Raw genomic sequence first — 15,884 nt, 5'->3', positions numbered from 1 at the left:
ATGCTGATTCCTAAGCGCGTTAAGTACCGTCGCCAGCACCGCCCGACGCGTTCGGGTGTGTCCAAGGGCGGTAACCGCATCAACTTCGGTGATTACGCCATCCAGGCTCTGGAGCCGGCCTACATCACCAACCGTCAGATTGAGGCCGCACGTATTGCCATCAACCGCCACGTCAAGCGTGGTGGCAAGGTGTGGATCAACATCTTCCCGGACCGTCCGCTGACCCAGAAGCCGCTCGGCGTGCGTATGGGTTCCGGTAAGGGCCCGGTTGAGAAGTGGGTGGCCAACGTGAAGCCGGGCCGCATCCTCTTCGAGATGTCCTACCCGAACGAGGCCACCGCAATTGAGGCTCTGCGCCGTGCAGGTCAGAAGCTTCCTTGCAAGGTCCGCATCATCAAGAAGGAGGACCAGTTCTAATGGCAACCGGTACCCCCGCACACGAGTTTCGTGAGCTTGACAACGCTGAGCTGGAGTCCCGCCTGAAGGACGCGAAGGAAGAGCTCTTCAACCTTCGCTTCCAGAAGGCCACTGGCCAGCTGACCAACAACCGCCGCATCGGCACGGTTAAGCGCGACATCGCCCGCATCTACACCGTTCTGCGCGAGCGCGAGCTGGGCCTGTCCGTTGCTCCGGGAGCTGAGGCTTAATCATGAGTGAGGCTAACGTGAACGTTAAGAAGGAAAAGGGCGCCCGCAAGACCCGCATCGGTGTTGTTGTGTCCGACAAGATGAACAAGACCATCGTCGTGGAGCTTGAGGACCGCAAGCAGCACGCCCTGTACGGCAAGATCATGCGCTCCAACTCCAAGGTGAAGGCACACGACGAGAACGAGATCGCCGGTATCGGTGACCGCGTTCTCATCGCCGAGACCCGCCCGCTGTCCAAGGACAAGCACTTCCGTCTCGTCGAGATCGTGGAGAAGGCTAAGTAAGCCTGTCAGGCTAAGCCTGTGAGGGCTTGCCCTCATTACACAGCAGAGAAGACCTCATCCGATTCTTCGGGTGAGGTCTTCTTGTGTTTTGCTTGCCGGACGGAAGGGCGGACAGCGTCAGCAGCACCGTGGTCGGCGGAGCGGCGGTACGTTTTTGCGGGGAAGCGCCCGAAAAGCGAGGTTTGTTGAGGCTTAGCCGCGAAAACGTACCGCGGGCGTGAAAGTCAGGCGCGGTGTGTTCGGCCTGGTGTGTTTGGCGCGGTGGGCTGCCGCCAGAGCGGGTCGGGTGTGCGAGTTAAGCGCGGGGTGGGCGGTTGAGCAGGTCCAGCGTAGAGATGGCCACGCAGAAGAGATTGAGCACCGCGCCCACGGAAAGACAGAAGGTACCGACGCGGTAGGCCACGGTGCCGGCGCTGTCAAAATTGCCGTAGATGTAGAGCCACACGGCCCAGCCCACCAGGAGAGCCACCGCCGCAATCGCGCTGAGCAGCCGCAGGCCACGGCTGGGCCGTTGGGTGGGGGCGAAGGCTTTGTAGGAGGCGTCGCCAAGCAGGGCGAGCGCAACGAGGATGCTCAGGACGCCGGAGAAGGGGACTGGAAGCAGCGCCGACTGGCCAAAGATCACCGGCCACACGAAGGCCAGGAGCACGAGGATAAACAGAACTGCGTGCACGGCAAGGGCACGCGCGGGGTAGAAACGCATAGCTCTATTCTCTCCAAGTCGGAGGCGCTATGCGGTTTCCCGCGCGGCGCTGTGGCCCGCTGCTAGTTCTTGCGCTTCCTCAGCCACAGTGCCGCTGCTGCCAGCGCGAGGCCAGCACCAAGCCAGAGCACCAAGGCCCTGCTGCCTGTGAGCGGAAGCTTGCCCTGTGCCACGTTGGCCACCTGGATGATGGCCGGCTTGTTGGCCTCGGGCTCTGCATCCACCAGGGTGATAAGACCGGAGTTCTCCGTCAGGCCCTTGATGGAAATCTGCAGGTCCGCGAAGGAGGGATCGTTGGCCGCAGCCACCGTGAACTTCCACGCGCCCGGCAGGAGGGACGCGCCCTCGCCGGCCTTGGTCTCCACGAGGAAGTAGGTGCCCGGCTCCAGGCGGGTGGTAAACGTGTTGCTCACTTCGCCGGCGGTGCCGGCCACGGTGGTCATGTCAGAGACCTTCTCACCCACGGAGCCGTCCTCAGCGGCGTGGTAGATGGAGAATTCCGCGCCACCCAGGGCGGTGGTGAGATCCGCCTGGACCTTCTGCACCTGGACCTCGGCATCGTTGCGGTAGATGCCGTTGGTGATGGCGGCTAGCGGCATGTCCTCGTTGAGGGTGACGCCGTCGGCGCCGAGGGCGTGGATGAACTCCTCGCCGCCATCGCTCAAGGTGGTGTAGTAGGGCGTCATGCGCAGGTTCTCTGCGTCGAGCCGGTCCTGCACGTCCTTCGGCGGGGCCTGCTCCGTGATGACGCACTCGGAGCCCTGGGGCATAGTGCTGGGCGCGGCCCAGTTGCCCGCTAGCTGGCTCATACTAAACGTTCCACGCGGAGCGAAGGGCTCGGGCTGGCCGTCGACGAGGTTGTCAAAGGTGCACTCGTAGTTGAAGTCGAAGCTGTCGGCGTCGGTGACCACCTCTGAGGCCTTATACCCAGTGAAGGTCTTGGACACCGCGGGTGCCACCTGCAGCACAGTGTAGGTGGGCGCGAGAATGACACGGTCAGAGCCAGGCCGCAGCGGCTGGACGTGGAGATCAGTGGTGACCGGCACGCGGGAGATAAGGGCCTCGTATTCGTTGCCGCGCGTGTGTACCGCCAGGCCGCCGACGTTGATGAAGCTCTGATCTCCAATCAAGTCCTCGGCATGGGAGGTGACCTCGCAGGAGGTGCCGACGGTGTAGTCACCCACCGTGGTGGCGGCGGCGCCCTCGTCTAGCTCTAGGGTCTTTTCCTCGCGGATACCCAACAGTGGATCGGTACACCGCACTGTGGGCTTGAGGGTATTTGGTAGCCACTCGGAGACGTCGCCGGCGCCGACGCGCTGCGTGTGGAACTCCGCGGTAATGCTCGCGGTATCCAGCGTGTAAGCGTTGGTGACCATCAGGGTCTGGCGGTCGCCCGCAGCGTCACCGGCGAGGGCGGTGTTATCCCGCACTAGCTCGCTGTCCACGGTGAACGTCGCCCCGCGCTTGCCCTCGATGGGGGAGGGGGTGGTACCTGGCTGCGGGGCCGCGCCGTTGTTCACTGTTTCCGTGGCGAAGCTGGTGTCCACCGTGCTGCCCACGGCGATGCGGGTGCCGTTCGCACCGGCCACGGAGAACTGCGTTTGTGGCTCGTCCTCCACGAAGGTACACACGAAGTTGGCGGGCACGGACATGGTTTCGCTGGTGACCTGAGAGGAGCCGCCAGTGGCGGACTGCGAAGCGTAGGTCAGCGCGCCCTGACCGCCGCCCTGCGGGAACTTCACCGTGGCGGTGCGCGTGGGATCGGCGATGAACGGGTGGTCTGGGGCCAGTCCCGCAAAGGAGGGGTGGGTGCAACGCAGCGTGCCCGAGGCCGGAGCAAGATCAGTGTTCTGCGCCAGCTTCTGGCCTTGGGCTTCATCCAGGAACTTGCTCACGCCCACCGGAACAGTGAGGTAATCGTAGGTGTTCCACAAAATGGCGGTGTAGTTGAAGCCAGGGGAGAGAATGGAGTACTCAGCGCTATTCGGGGTATCCGGGAGCACAGCGCATTCGTCGACATCCGTGCAGCGCTTCTCTGTTTCGAAGCCGGTCTCGCTCTCGTCAACGGCCCAGCGAGTGCTCCACTTGGAGTAATAGGCATCGCCCTGGTTGTTCGGATCGATGGACTCGGGGTCTTTGACCTTGGCGGGGTCCTCGCTCAGGCGGCAGGCTGCGCCCAGCGGGATCTCTTCGATGGCCCTGTCGACGGCCGAGGTAAAGCGGCCCATGCTGAACTCGCCGCGGGAGACTTCCACTCCGTTGAGAGTGCAAGTCCAGGCCACCGGGAATTGCTTGTCCCCGGAGACAGTGGCCACACCGGTGCCATCGACCTTCTTCTTCACATGCAGCGAACCAGTCTTGACGTCATAGGAGTTGGTCACCGTGACAGCCGGCGCGGTGGCGCCCGTGCCGGTGCCTACCTGCAGGGTGGCTTCGTTGCCCTGGGTCGTGGTGCCCTCAACGTCCACGCTCACCTCCGGCGCGCCGGTGGAGACAGTCGTGCGGGGAGTCTCGGTGAGCGTGCACTCACTGCCGGCGGGAACCTTGAGGATGGCCGGTGCGGCGGGGCCGAACTGCACGGCGGTCTGCAGCAGCATCTTCTCGTTGCGGGTGCACACCACCGAGGACCTAAACGTGGGGTCCTTGAACACGGCTCGGTAGACGGGATCATCCGGGCTCAGCGGTTGGCCATCCTGGGTGACGTTGAGCGCCTTGGACACGTTGAGCTCCGCCAGAATAGGCCGGTAGGTGAATTGGGCTTGGATCAGCTCACTCTGGTTGCCCGGCCCAATAGTCAGATCGAAGCTCGCCGGGCCGCCTGCGGTGATGGTCTCCTCCTTATTGCTGGGAGGCCCAGCGGTGAAGAGAACCTCGCGGGAGAAGACGTCCGTGTAGGGCTTGTCGGCGCTGCCTTCTTCCACAGTGACCGTGCAGTTCTCGCCGCCGCGGACGTTGTCTACGAAGATGGATTGAGGGCCGTCGGCAGCCGAGGCGTAGACGGTTTCCTGGCCCACGTTGGGGGCGGACCCGTCGTTAGGAATGCACATGTAGTCCACCGTGTACTCGCGCGGCATGTAGGTGGCGGCGTCGGGAGCCTGCAGTGGGGCGCGGGAGAACGCAACTTCCAAGACCTTGGCCGGCTCATCGAGCACGAGCTGCACGCTTAAGTCATTGGCACCTTCGCGCACGGTGTATTCCGCGTACTGCAGCGTGGTGCCGGGCTTCTGCTCGACGTTGAGGGCCTCAAGGTCCTCGGTGGTGGTCACGCCGATGGCGCACTTGGTGCCCACCGGCAGGCCCTGGGTGGCGTCGTAGCGCTGGCTATAGCCCTCCTCTGGCAGGACCTCCCAGAAGTCACCGTGGCTCATGGTCTTGTTCAGGGTGAGGTTTTCACCGTCGGGCAGTGTGCACATGGCAGTGACGGTGCCGTCCACGGCGGTGAGGTCGTTGGGGTTGCTCACGTCAACGTTGTCGGTGTTGACCTCGTAGTTCAACGTGAGCTGACCGTAGTTGTCCTCGATGGTGTTCTTCACCGTGGCCTCAACGGGAGCCGCAGCGGAGGCCGCGACGGCCTCAGGTGCCGGGACGGCGACAGTGACGGGATCCGGCAGGGTGAACTCATAGCTTTCGGAGTCGAAGCCCTCGGGCATTTTCTCCTCAATGTGGCACTCGGATTCGACGGGCACATCCGCCACCTCGAGCGGCTTGGCGGAGTTGATGACAAAGTCCTTCGGACCGAAGAGCTGCCAGGTGTTATCGCCTGCCTGGGTGCAGGTCACGGTGACCGGGAAGTCCCTGCCGTCGAATTCGGCGCCTGCTTGGCCCGCGAGCTCCTTGTACACGTCCACCTGGCGCAGGTTGCGGCGGAAGGTGAGATCCGCAGCCATGGTGAGGTCTTCACCGTTCTGGTTGAGCTCCGGGTAGGCGTAGGAATAGTTGGCCGGGCACTCGCGCGGGGTCTCGGTGTAGCCCAGGGAGGTATCGCCAAGGTTGGGGTCGTTGTTTTTCATGCAGGCCTGGGAGGACCACTGCGGCTTGGCCAGCGTGAAGCCCTTGGCGATGGGCTCCGCAGAGGAGCCGTCTGCACTCGGCTTGCCGGTGACCTCGTAGAGGCACTGCGTACCCACCGGGAAGGAACCCAGGGTGACGCTACCGCTGAGCGTGCCGTTGGATTCTGCCAGCGGGACCTCGATGGGGTTCTCGCCGCCGCTGGGGATGAAGACGGGGAACTGGTCGGGGTTCTCTGAGGCCTCTGGCCGGTTTGCCGCGTTGGGGATGTAGCGGCAGCGGTAGTTCACCCACACGGACTTCGGGGCGAGATCAGTGCTGCCGCCGCGGAAGACCTCGGCGTTGTCCACGGTGACGTTGACCTTTTGGGTCACCTGGGGCGAGTCATAAACGTTGGTGGCCTTCAGGGCGATGTTGCCGCCGCGCTGGGCGGGCTGGGCCTCGAAGGTGGTCTGCGGGTTTTTATCGGCGTTCTGCGGCGAGTAGGGCTGTAGCTGCTTGTCGACGAACCACTGGTACCCGCCGTCAGGGACAGTACTGCTGATCTCTCCCGGGACCTGCTTGCCGTTGAGCTCCCAGTTGGTGGCGCTGGAGAAGTACCCGGACCGAGTACGCGGCTCTACCTCGGTGACGGTGCAGCTGGCCCCGACGGGGATGCGCTTGTCGATGGTGTGGGGTAGGGCGACGTCGCCCTCGTAGTCACCAGCCAGCTGGGATCCTTCAGCAAAGGCCGGGGAGATGGTGCCCTCCAGTGTGAAGGGCTCATCTTGCGAGTAGGGCGCCGAGGTGTCCTCGCAGCGGTAGGCAAAGTGGAATTGCCCGTAGGCCTCCGCGCCGACCTCGTTGTTGACGGCCTCGTTGGCCTGCACGAGCTTGGTCACTGATAGTTGGGTGGTTTCTCTGAGCATGAAGGAGCAATGATAGGCCCAGTCCAATTCACGTGTGAAGCTCACGGTGAGCTTGTTGCCTTCTTGGGTGACCTTCTCATCTCCCACTTCAAGCCACGCACCCCACCCCGGGTACTGCGCGAAGCACTGGACATCCGCGTGCATCTCCAGCGGTTCGTTGAGAGTGTAGGTCATCGTGGCCTGCGAGGTAGGTTGCAGGCTGGGAACAGATTCACGGGCAAAGCCGTCCGCGGCATTCGTGGTGACCGTGGCCTTGTAGGACTTGGCGGGATCGGGGACGATTTCAACGTCGCGCCCGGTCACGCGCTCAAGCAGCTTCTGGTCCTTATCCACTACGTTGAGGCTGGCAGAAAGGCAGGGGCTGAGAAAGTCCGTGATGCTCAGTTTCTGGCCCTTACGGCCCGTGTTCGTGGTGAGAATCTCCGGATTATTCGGAACCCAGACGCCGTAGTAATTATTGGGTGAGATCGACGCCGAGGTCAGCTCCTTTAGGAGGTTCGGGCCGGTCAAATAGTAGGGCGCCGAGCCATCGGGCTGGAAAATCTTGAAGCCATAAGAATCACCCTTGAGGGGGTTGGCGTCCTTAGGATTTTGCTCGTAGTTGCCTGGAACCGAGGTGCCCTTGGAGTTCGGGTCGAACTGAGTACCGAAACCAACGGGGATGACCTGTACACCCTTGGCGGCCAGCTGCCTGATGACGCCCTTAGTGGCATCGAGCTCCTGTTGGCCAACGCCGTAGACGCGGTTACCGTCGTTGACAGTTCCATCCGGATTGAGCATCGCGGTAGGGCCCCACTCGGAGAGCACCATGACCTGGTCATAGCGGGCGCCCTTATTGACATCCTCAAGCACTGCGAGCAGGCCGGCGTGCATGTTGTGGGAGGCGATGTCCGCGCGGCGGCCGTTATCCTTAAGCCTGTTGAGCACCGTCGGGTTGAGCTGGCCAGGGTTGTTGGGATCTGCAATTGGGGTTTCGCTCAGATTACCCGCCTTAGCACTTTCTGCGGGGGACACCGTGTCATAGGTATAAATACCCACGTTGGCGCTCGGGTCAAGCTGCAGCAAGCTCTCGAGCCCCGGCTGGAGCATCTGCGTGAAAATTTGAGGGTACTCGGCAGGACCAAAGTGAAGGTACTGGTACCAGCCGTTGTAAGAGCTATCGATCACCACGGCTGTCGAAGTACCGCAGGTACCGCTAGCTGGCTTCTTCCAGGGATCGAGGTCCTCGTTGTTCGGTGGATCCTGTTGTGCCTCTGCAGTCGGCGCGGACTCCGTGGCAAGCGGCAGGGCAACCGCCACCGTGGCCACGCAGACGATGAAGACAGCGAGCAACGCCATCACTCGTGCGCTGAGCGCTTGAAAGTGTGTCATTGTTCATCTCCTGTCTGCATCGAGTCTTCTTGCGTGTTGTGGCTCTCCCGCCGTCTGCCACCGCCCAGCAGGCCAAGGCCCGCCAGGATGGCCAGGACCGCCCCTGCGATCAGCCACCACACGTTGGCGCCGGTGGAGGCCAAGAAGCCCGGCCAGCGCGGCGAGTCCGGCTGTGGCCCTGGAGCCTGCGCCTGCGAGGAGGCAGGCGGCTGCGCTGGGGAAGAGGGAGTGCCCGGGGCAGTCGTGCTCGGCTGACCGGGGTAGGTAGGCTCAGCCCACGGCGGAATGATCGGGGTGCTCGGCGCATCACCGTTGTTGCCGCTGCCGCCAGAGCCGTTGTTACCGTCGCCCTCACCGTTACCGTCACCACTGCCGCTTTCGTGCTTGGGATAAACCCGCACACCCGGCAGTTCCTTGCCGGTCTGCGGATCGATGACGGGAACTGAGAACTCCACCGTCTTGTACTCGGGGTTCTCGGGGAAGGTCAGGGTGTAGTGGCCGTCGGCGACGTCGCCGAAATCCACGGCGCCGCCGACGGTGCGCAGGGTGGTGCGGTGACCGGCGGCGTCGATAAGCACAATGGGCACGTCGTCGACGTTGATCTGGGGGATATCGTCGTAGGGGTTTCCGGGGTCCAGCTCGACGTTGATCATCGTGGCCGAGGCAGGAGCAGCGCTAAGCAGCAGAACGAGTGCTGCGGTGGCGAGGGGCGTGGTGCGCATTCATCCTCCTCCGGGCAAAGTAGGCAATGACAATCAAGACAATGAGCGCGAGCACCAGGAGCATCCACCACTGGATGCTCGATCCGCCGTTGAAGGCGTCGCGGGCAGCGGCGTCATCGTTGGGCACGCGGTGGGCGTGCACGAGGAGGCGGTGGGAATTGATGCCGTAGGGGGTACAGGTAATCAGGGTGAGAAGATCCTTGCCGGGAACTGGCTGTAGGGAAGAGATTTCGGTGGGCAGGACGGTTTCAATCTTGTCCACCTCGTAGGTCATCTGCTGGCCGGCCACGTTGAGGTAGATACGGTCACCGGTGACGACTTCATCGAGGTCGTCGAAAAGCGTGGCATGCGCCAGCCCGGTGTGCGCGGTGAGCACGGAGTGCATGCCCTCGCCACCCACCGGCAGGGAGGAGCCGTAGAGGTGGCCGATGCCGCGCTCCAGAACGTCCGGCTCGGTGCCGTGGTACACGGGAAGCTTGACCTTGATGCTGGGGATAGCGATGACACCCATGGGGTCTTTAGGGTTCCCCGTGACGTTGAGCTGCTCCAGATAATCCTGGTAGGGCCGGTTATTCTTGGCCACGCGCGCAAGCCACGGGTCCAGGATGGGCGCTCCGGCGCTCTCGGCGTTGTAGGCGTGTGCCGCCTCGATGAGCTCGGAGAAATCCTTGCCCTGGATGGTGGAGTTGCGGTAGGCGTCCGCGATGTCAGCCTGCTTCTGGTTCTGGTAGTAGGTGGTGACCACCGGATAGAGCAGAACCAGCAGGCTGGCGATGAGCAACACGATAGAGAGGATGCTGCGGGCGCGGCCGCGGGTGCTCTCTACCTCCTGCGGGGAGGAGTTAGCATCACTGGCGGTGCTCATGGTGCATCCTCTCCCTTGGGTTGGTGTGTGCTTCGTCGTGTCACGCCGGCCGCGCCGGGGCCGTTAGGCCTTCTTGCGCGACAGGGCGATGCTGATGGCGGCCAGAGCCAGGCCGAGTGCGATGATGAGCCAGATACCCGCGCCACCGGTGAGCGGCAGGCGGTCCAGGATGCCGCTGGTCTTGGCATTCTGGATGTCCGCGGTGGCGTTGTAGCGGGTCTCGTTGACCTCAGTATCTTGGTTGTCGTTGGCAACCGGGTCCGTGAACGTCAGCAGCACCGGCGCCGAGGACAGCGCGTAGCCGGCCGGGGCCTTGGTCTCCACCAGGCAGAACTGGGTGGAGTTTTCGAAGCCCTGGAAGGTCTTCCAGATGTCGGTAGTGGTGCCATCAGAAGCCTTGGTGTTGTAGGCGAGATCCTTGATGACCAAGGAGCCCTGGTCCGAGGTGGTCCACTTATCCTTGGCCTGATCGCCGGTGCCCAGCGTGATGGCGTCGCCGACCACCTTGCCGTTGGCGTCGCAGCGGTGCAGCTGGAACTCGGCGCCGGCCAGCTTGGTCTGGTCATTGGCGGCATCAGTCTTGTTGACCGCGATGTCGGCAAAGTTCAGCGTTGCCGGGACGGTGTCCTTATCGCCGCCGGTGGAGGTACCTGGGTTGGTGCCCGGCTGGGTGTTACCGGGGTTCTCCGGATCCCAGGGCTCAGGGTCCGTGATCTCATCCGGCAGGGCCCAGGCGACGTTGTCGAGGGTCTGCGGAATACTTTCCACCGGGGCGTCGAAGGTGACGGAGACCTGCTTGGCCTCGACGGCATTTCCGGCGTTCAGAGTGTTCGGGTCAATCTGCACGCGCAGGACCCAGCGGTCATCTACCTGATAGGAAGTGGTGGTGAAATCGCCCTGCTGCAGCTCGGTGCCACCGAAGGTGACCTTGATGTTGGTGGGCTGGCCCAGCGCTGCCGGCAGCTTATCGGTGATGGTGAAGGCATCCGGCAGAGCGGTGCCCGGCTCGAGCTTGCCGTCTGCGCCCTCGGTGGGCTTGGAAATCACCGGGACGGTGGAATCAACCTGGTACTGGATGGAGTCACCCACGTGCAGACCGGCGCCCGTGTTGTTGTCGATGATCTGGTTGATCTTCTTGGTGGGGGCCTCAGTGACCTGGTTCTTGGGGTAGATGTGCACGGTGTCCAGCCAGCCATTGCCATCCGGGTTGGTCATCGGCACGGTGACCAGGAAGGGCGCAGACGGGGTCACGGCCTTGCCGTTGGCGTCCAGCTGGTTGGAAGGCTCCTCCACGAGGTAGAGGCCGGCGGCGAGGTTGTCAAAGTTGGCGGAGCCGTCGGTGCCGGTCTCAGCGTTCTTGGTCTCCCCCTTGGTGAAGCCATTCGGCAGCGCGCCGTTCTCCTGCAGCTGGATGCCGGAGATGGCCTTCCAGCCGTCCTGCGTGGTCAGGTCGATGGGGCCGTCGGCGTTGCTCACGCGTGAGACGTTGAAGGTGATGCCCACGCCCTTCTCACCATCGACGGTCATTTCCGTACCGTTAGACTGGGCGCCCTGCGGCAGGCCCAGCACCTTGTGGATGTGCAGGTTGCCGGTGGCGGGGATGCCCTGGGTGACGGCGTTGGCGGGCGGGGTCTGCTGAGACACAGCGCTCGGCGCGGCGCTTACTCCGCCGATGAGAAGCGAGGTCGCGGCGAGTGAAGCGATCAGGGAACGGACAGCACGTGTGGTCATGGAGGCTCAGCTTTCAGGGGATGAGGAGCGCGGTGCGCAGGGAGAACTCTTAAATTGCTTTCCTGTCTAGCGTAATTATTGGAATGTTCTAAGGCAACTCTTAAAGAGTGCTGAAAGGGTCATCTGCCAGCGGATTTTCTCCGCTCCGAGCCAAAACAATGGGCCTGGCAGGCGCTTTGCGAGTGCGGGCGTGCATAAAGGGCGGGAAACTTAGGAGGTTTCCCGCCCTTTATGGGGGATTTTCGCAGCATTTAACGCCTATATGAGGCACGTCCGCGATGGTGGCGCCCGGGGCGTCGGCAAGCTAGCAGCCCTGCTCAAGCACGGCGTCCTTGTTCTCAGCCAGCATCTGCTCGGAAGCGGCCTTTCTCCTCGGCGGTCGGCTCCTGGCCCTTACGGGGCTCATCGTCGTGCGCCCCTCTCCGGCTGGGTGGGGAATGGGCCGGCGATGGGGTTTTGGCATTTCGCAGCGGATGTGGTTCGATGGGTTAGTTGTGTCAAGCCGGTCGGCGTCAGCGGTGCGTTTCCGAACCGCGGCCCCGAGACCCCTCGACAGCCTGAAGCTTCAAGTTTCAGGCGCGTTCGTTGCAGAGCTTTTCACTACGCAAGCAAGTAGACCGCGTGTGGCAAGGCCGGAAATCTTGTCGCACATAAAACCAGGTCAGGAGACCCATAGTGATTCAGCAAGAATCGCGTCTGCGCGTCGCCGACAACTCTGGTGCACGTGAAATCCTGTGCATCCGCGTTCTCGGCGGCTCTGTCCGACGCTTCGCTGGCATCGGTGACGTCATCGTCGCCACTGTCAAGGATGCCGCTCCCGGCGGCAACGTGAAGGAAGGCGACATCGTCAAGGCTGTCGTCGTTCGCGCTAAGAAGGAGACCCGTCGTCCGGACGGTTCCTACATCGCTTTTGATGAGAACGCAGCTGTCATTCTGAAGGGTGACAACGAGCCGCGCGGTACCCGCATCTTCGGCCCGGTTGCCCGCGAGCTTCGTGACAAGAAGTTCATGAAGATCGTTTCTCTCGCACCGGAGGTGATCTAGTCCTATGAAGATTCATAAGGGCGATATGGTGATCGTCATTTCGGGTCCGGATAAGGGCGCGAAGGGCAAGGTCATCGAGGCATACCCGTCTCGCGAAAAGGTCCTCGTTGAGGGCGTTAACCGCGTTAAGAAGCATGTTGCTAACTCCGCTACCGAGCGTGGCGCCGAGTCCGGCGGAATCGTGACCCAGGAAGCTCCGATCCACGTGTCCAACGTGGCCATCGTTGACTCCGAGGGCAACCCGACCCGCGTGGGCTACCGTTTCGATGAGAACGGCAAGAAGGTCCGCATCGCACGTAGCAACGGGAAGGACATCTAATCATGAGCGAGAACTACACTCCGCGTCTGAAGACCCGCTACCGCGAGGAAATCCGTAAGACTCTGAACGACGAGTTCAAGTACGACAACGTCATGCAGATCCCGGGCATCACCAAGATCGTCGTCAACATGGGTGTTGGCGAGGCTGCACGTGATTCCAAGCTGATCAACGGCGCCCTCGAGGATCTCACCGCAATCACCGGCCAGAAGCCGCAGTTGCGTCGCGCTAAGAAGTCCATCGCTAACTTCAAGCTGCGTGAGGGCATGCCCATCGGCGCCCGCGTCACCCTGCGTGGCGACCGCATGTGGGAGTTCCTGGACCGCCTGCTGACCATCGCTCTGCCGCGTATTCGCGACTTCCGCGGTCTGTCTGACCGCCAGTTCGACGGCCACGGCAACTACACCTTCGGCCTCAGCGAGCAGACCATGTTCTACGAGATCGACATCGACAAGGTTGACCGCCCGCGCGGCATGGACATCACTGTCGTGACCACCGCTACCAACGACGACGAAGGCCGCCGCCTCCTCAAGGAGCTCGGCTTCCCCTTCAAGTAAGCTAGCGGCTTAGCTTTCGCAGCCCCGCTGCTGCGCCCAGTCAACGTCTCGGGCGCGGCAGCGGGGTTTGTCTTTGCTGTCTCGCGCCTGCCGTTCAGGCTCTGCTCAACGTCGGGCCTGCTTAGGCGCCCGGATCTTAAGAAAACCGGGTGTGCGGTGCAGTTATTCTTGCCAAACTTTGGCGCTGCTTCGGTCAAAGGAGTAGCGTTATCGCGGATACACCTGCTACTAGAAGGAATAACACGTGTCTCTCAACGATTCCGCGGCAGCTGCCGTCAATAAGAAGGTCACTCTCCTTGACCAGTCCTTTGGCCGCTTCGCCGTGCGTTCGACTCTCGCCGGTGTCTACCTGTGCATCGGCACCGCCTTTGCCGGCGTGGTGGGCAATGCCGTCGAAGGCGTTGCTTCGGGCCTGGGTGGCGTCGTCTTCGCCCTGCTCTTCGGCCTTGGCCTTTTTGCCATCCTCATCCTCGGTGCCGACCTAGCCACCGGCAACATGATGTACATGGTCTACGGCGCAGTGAACAAGAAGGTCTCCTGGGGCAAGGCCTTCTATTTGCTGCTCATTACCACCATCTTCAACCTGGTGGGCGCGGTCATCTTCGCCGCCATCATGGGCATGTCCGCCAAGTTCGCCAACATGGATCCCACGCACCTTCTGGTCACGCTGTCTGAGGGCAAGCTGACCAAGTCCCCGCAGGGCATGCTCGTCGAGGGCATCGCCGCGAACTTCGTGGTCAACATGGGCATCGTTGGCGCCATCTTTGCCAAGGATATCGTCTCCAAGTTCTTCGTTATCCTGCCAATTATCGGCGCCTTCGTTGGCCTGGGCCTGGAGCACGTCATTGCGAACTTCTGCCTGTTCTCCCTCACCTTCTTCGGCTCCGATCCGCTACCGGCCGCTCTTACCGTGGGCAACACCCTGCTCAACTGGGTGTTGGTGTGGATTGGTAACTTCATCGGCGGTGGCCTGCTCATCGGCGGCGTCTACGCTTGGCTCAACAAGGGCCCGGAGGCGTACCGCGACTAAACCTTCTCCCTCCCTTCACGCGGCGCGTTCTGGCGCTGCCTAAGCCACGAGGCGGCCTGGATTCTATCCGGGCCGCTTTTTCGGTTTTCTCTTCTTTCTCTTCGCCCGTGCGCTTCGCCCGCGTCCCGCAGCCGCATTTTCGCCTCAGCCGCGGTACGTTTTCGCAAACATCGGCGTGTGCAAACGTTCCCACAACCCGCTTTCTCGTCAAAACGTACCGTGCCCGGGGCTGCCCGCTCTGCTGCACGTTGTTCCCGCTGCGGCCCGGCTGAGGGAAACTTCCCCGCCGGAGGAGTCCGCGCCAGAGCCTGTGCGGTGATGGCGGTGAAGAATGTTGACCTTTCCTCACTACATTGGCCGGGGATCCGGGCGGATTCGGCCGATGTGTGGTGAGGAAAGTCGAATCCTGTTGGCATCCCGGCCCCGTGGGGCCGGGCTGTGAAACGGGGCGCAGGAAAGGCGCTTAACGGGAATGCGCTGAAAACCGGAACCTTCGATTGAGGGCGTGAGTGCACATATGGCTGGGGCTGCCTGGGACAGGGAAGCCCGCACCGGGCCAACAACCCAGCCTTCCTTGCCTATGCTGTAGCCATGAGCAACATGGAAGCGCACAGCGAAGAGCACGTTTGCGGCGGCGAGCCCAGCACCGTGGCAGGTAGGCACTTGGCACACGGTGAATTCGTGCCAGTAGAAATCATCACCTCCCGCGAGGTTCCCCTGGGCGGCCCGCGGGCGATGACAGTGCGGCGCACGCTGCCGCAGAGGAAGCGCTCGATGGTGGGGCCCTGGTGCTTCGTGGACCACTACGGGCCGGATGATGTCTCCGTCACCGGTGGCATGGACGTCGCACCGCACCCGCACACCGGGCTGCAGACGGTGAGCTGGCTTTTCTCCGGCGAGATCGAGCACCACGATTCCGGCGGGCACACCGGCTTGGTGCGCCCCGGCGAGGTCAACCTCATGACCGCCGGTGCAGGCATCTGCCACAGTGAGGTTTCCACAGAGGCCACCACCATCCTGCACGGCGTGCAGCTGTGGCTCGCACTTCCCGATTCCGCCCGCAACCACGCCTCGCGCGCCTTTGAGCACTACGTTCCGCCGCGTACCCCGCTGCGCGATGAGAACGGGGAGCAGGCGGGCAGCATCCTGGTCTTCTTGGGTGAATGCGCGGGCTCCCGCAGCCCCGTGGAGTCCTTCAGCCCGGTTCTCGGCGCGGAGCTCACCCTCGAGCCCGGGGCCCGCGTGGAGCTTGAGGTCAATCCGGACTTTGAGCACGCTCTGCTTCTCGATGCCGGCGAGCTCACCCTTGAAGGCATCTCCATCGAGCGCGCGGCCTTGGGCTATACCGGCTGCGGGGCCCGCACCCTGCACCTTGAGAACACCGGTGCCGAGCCCGCCCGCGCGATGCTGCTGGGTGGCACGCCCTTCGGGGAGGAAATTGTCATGTGGTGGAACTTCATCGCGCGCAGCGACGAGGAGATCCGCGCGCTGCGCGAAGAGTGGAATGAGCGCACCGAGCGCTTCGGCAAGGTCGAGGGCTACGTGGGCAAGGGCGGGCCTGACCGCAACGCTCAGGGCATGGCCTGGCTGCCGGCGCCCACCTTGCCTAATGCGGTGATTCGTCCCCGCAAGAACCCGGCGCCGGAGGCTCGACCCTAAGGCCGGAGGCTCGTCCCTCATGCTGGAGGCGAGGCCTTC

The 15,884-nt window shown here is 62.9% G+C and carries 13 protein-coding genes; 8 read left to right on the top strand and 5 right to left on the bottom strand.

Annotated elements, in window-relative coordinates; all coding sequences use genetic code 11:
* From rplP to rpsQ, 3 genes are read left to right on the top strand one after another with little or no spacing between them, the layout of a single operon-like run.
* The gene (gene rplP / locus Q4E25_RS06865) at positions 1–417 is read left to right on the top strand and encodes a 50S ribosomal protein L16 (RefSeq protein ID WP_303155578.1); all 417 of its coding nucleotides are present in this window, start codon (positions 1–3) and stop codon (positions 415–417) included.
* A complete protein-coding gene (gene rpmC / locus Q4E25_RS06860) occupies positions 417–647 on the top strand; it encodes a 50S ribosomal protein L29 (RefSeq protein ID WP_237791507.1) in 231 nt (76 codons plus the stop codon). The genes rplP and rpmC overlap by 1 nt, the downstream gene beginning before the upstream one ends.
* Positions 648–649: 2 nt before the next feature.
* Positions 650–931 (top strand): 30S ribosomal protein S17, encoded by a 282-nt coding sequence (gene rpsQ, locus Q4E25_RS06855; protein ID WP_303155572.1) that lies wholly within the window; start codon positions 650–652, stop codon positions 929–931.
* Between the two features lie 295 nt (positions 932–1,226).
* On the opposite strand, the gene Q4E25_RS06850 is transcribed toward rpsQ, so the two are convergent.
* The 5 genes from Q4E25_RS06850 to Q4E25_RS06830 form a co-directional block, all read right to left on the bottom strand.
* Positions 1,227–1,634 carry a multidrug transporter gene (locus Q4E25_RS06850; protein WP_303155570.1) on the bottom strand — a complete coding sequence of 136 codons (408 nt, stop codon included), beginning with the start codon at positions 1,632–1,634 and terminating at the stop codon, positions 1,227–1,229.
* A gap of 62 nt (positions 1,635–1,696) precedes the next feature.
* Positions 1,697–7,921 carry a DUF5979 domain-containing protein gene (locus tag Q4E25_RS06845; RefSeq protein WP_303155567.1) on the bottom strand — a complete coding sequence of 2,075 codons (6,225 nt, stop codon included), beginning with the start codon at positions 7,919–7,921 and terminating at the stop codon, positions 1,697–1,699.
* A complete protein-coding gene (locus tag Q4E25_RS06840) occupies positions 7,918–8,643 on the bottom strand; it encodes an LPXTG cell wall anchor domain-containing protein (RefSeq protein WP_303155564.1) in 726 nt (241 codons plus the stop codon). The genes Q4E25_RS06845 and Q4E25_RS06840 overlap by 4 nt, the downstream gene beginning before the upstream one ends.
* Positions 8,597–9,508 carry a class C sortase gene (locus Q4E25_RS06835; protein ID WP_303155562.1) on the bottom strand — a complete coding sequence of 304 codons (912 nt, stop codon included), beginning with the start codon at positions 9,506–9,508 and terminating at the stop codon, positions 8,597–8,599. Before Q4E25_RS06835 ends, Q4E25_RS06840 begins: the two co-directional genes overlap by 47 nt.
* Positions 9,509–9,571: 63 nt before the next feature.
* Entirely contained in the window at positions 9,572–11,239 is a 1,668-nt protein-coding gene (locus Q4E25_RS06830; protein WP_303155560.1) for a SpaH/EbpB family LPXTG-anchored major pilin, read from the bottom strand.
* A 675-nt stretch (positions 11,240–11,914) separates the two neighbouring features.
* On the opposite strand from Q4E25_RS06830, the gene rplN reads away from it, so the two are divergent.
* The 5 genes from rplN to Q4E25_RS06805 all read left to right on the top strand — a co-directional run bounded on the left by rplN (position 11,915) and on the right by Q4E25_RS06805 (position 15,845).
* A complete protein-coding gene (gene rplN / locus Q4E25_RS06825; protein WP_303155557.1) occupies positions 11,915–12,283 on the top strand; it encodes a 50S ribosomal protein L14 in 369 nt (122 codons plus the stop codon).
* Positions 12,284–12,287: 4 nt separating this feature from the next.
* Entirely contained in the window at positions 12,288–12,602 is a 315-nt protein-coding gene (gene rplX, locus Q4E25_RS06820) for a 50S ribosomal protein L24 (RefSeq protein ID WP_303155554.1), read from the top strand.
* Between the two features lie 2 nt (positions 12,603–12,604).
* A complete protein-coding gene (gene rplE / locus Q4E25_RS06815; RefSeq protein ID WP_303155551.1) occupies positions 12,605–13,156 on the top strand; it encodes a 50S ribosomal protein L5 in 552 nt (183 codons plus the stop codon).
* A 244-nt stretch (positions 13,157–13,400) separates the two neighbouring features.
* Positions 13,401–14,186: a formate/nitrite transporter family protein gene (locus Q4E25_RS06810; RefSeq protein ID WP_303155549.1), complete on the top strand. Its 786-nt coding sequence runs from the start codon at positions 13,401–13,403 to the stop codon at positions 14,184–14,186.
* Positions 14,187–14,777: 591 nt separating this feature from the next.
* Positions 14,778–15,845: a pirin family protein gene (locus tag Q4E25_RS06805; protein ID WP_303155547.1), complete on the top strand. Its 1,068-nt coding sequence runs from the start codon at positions 14,778–14,780 to the stop codon at positions 15,843–15,845.
* Positions 15,846–15,884 lie beyond the last annotated feature (39 nt).

It is taken from the genome of Corynebacterium sp. (assembly GCF_030532325.1).
Lineage (GTDB): Bacteria > Actinomycetota > Actinomycetes > Mycobacteriales > Mycobacteriaceae > Corynebacterium.
This window is presented reverse-complemented; position numbering and strand designations above follow the sequence as displayed.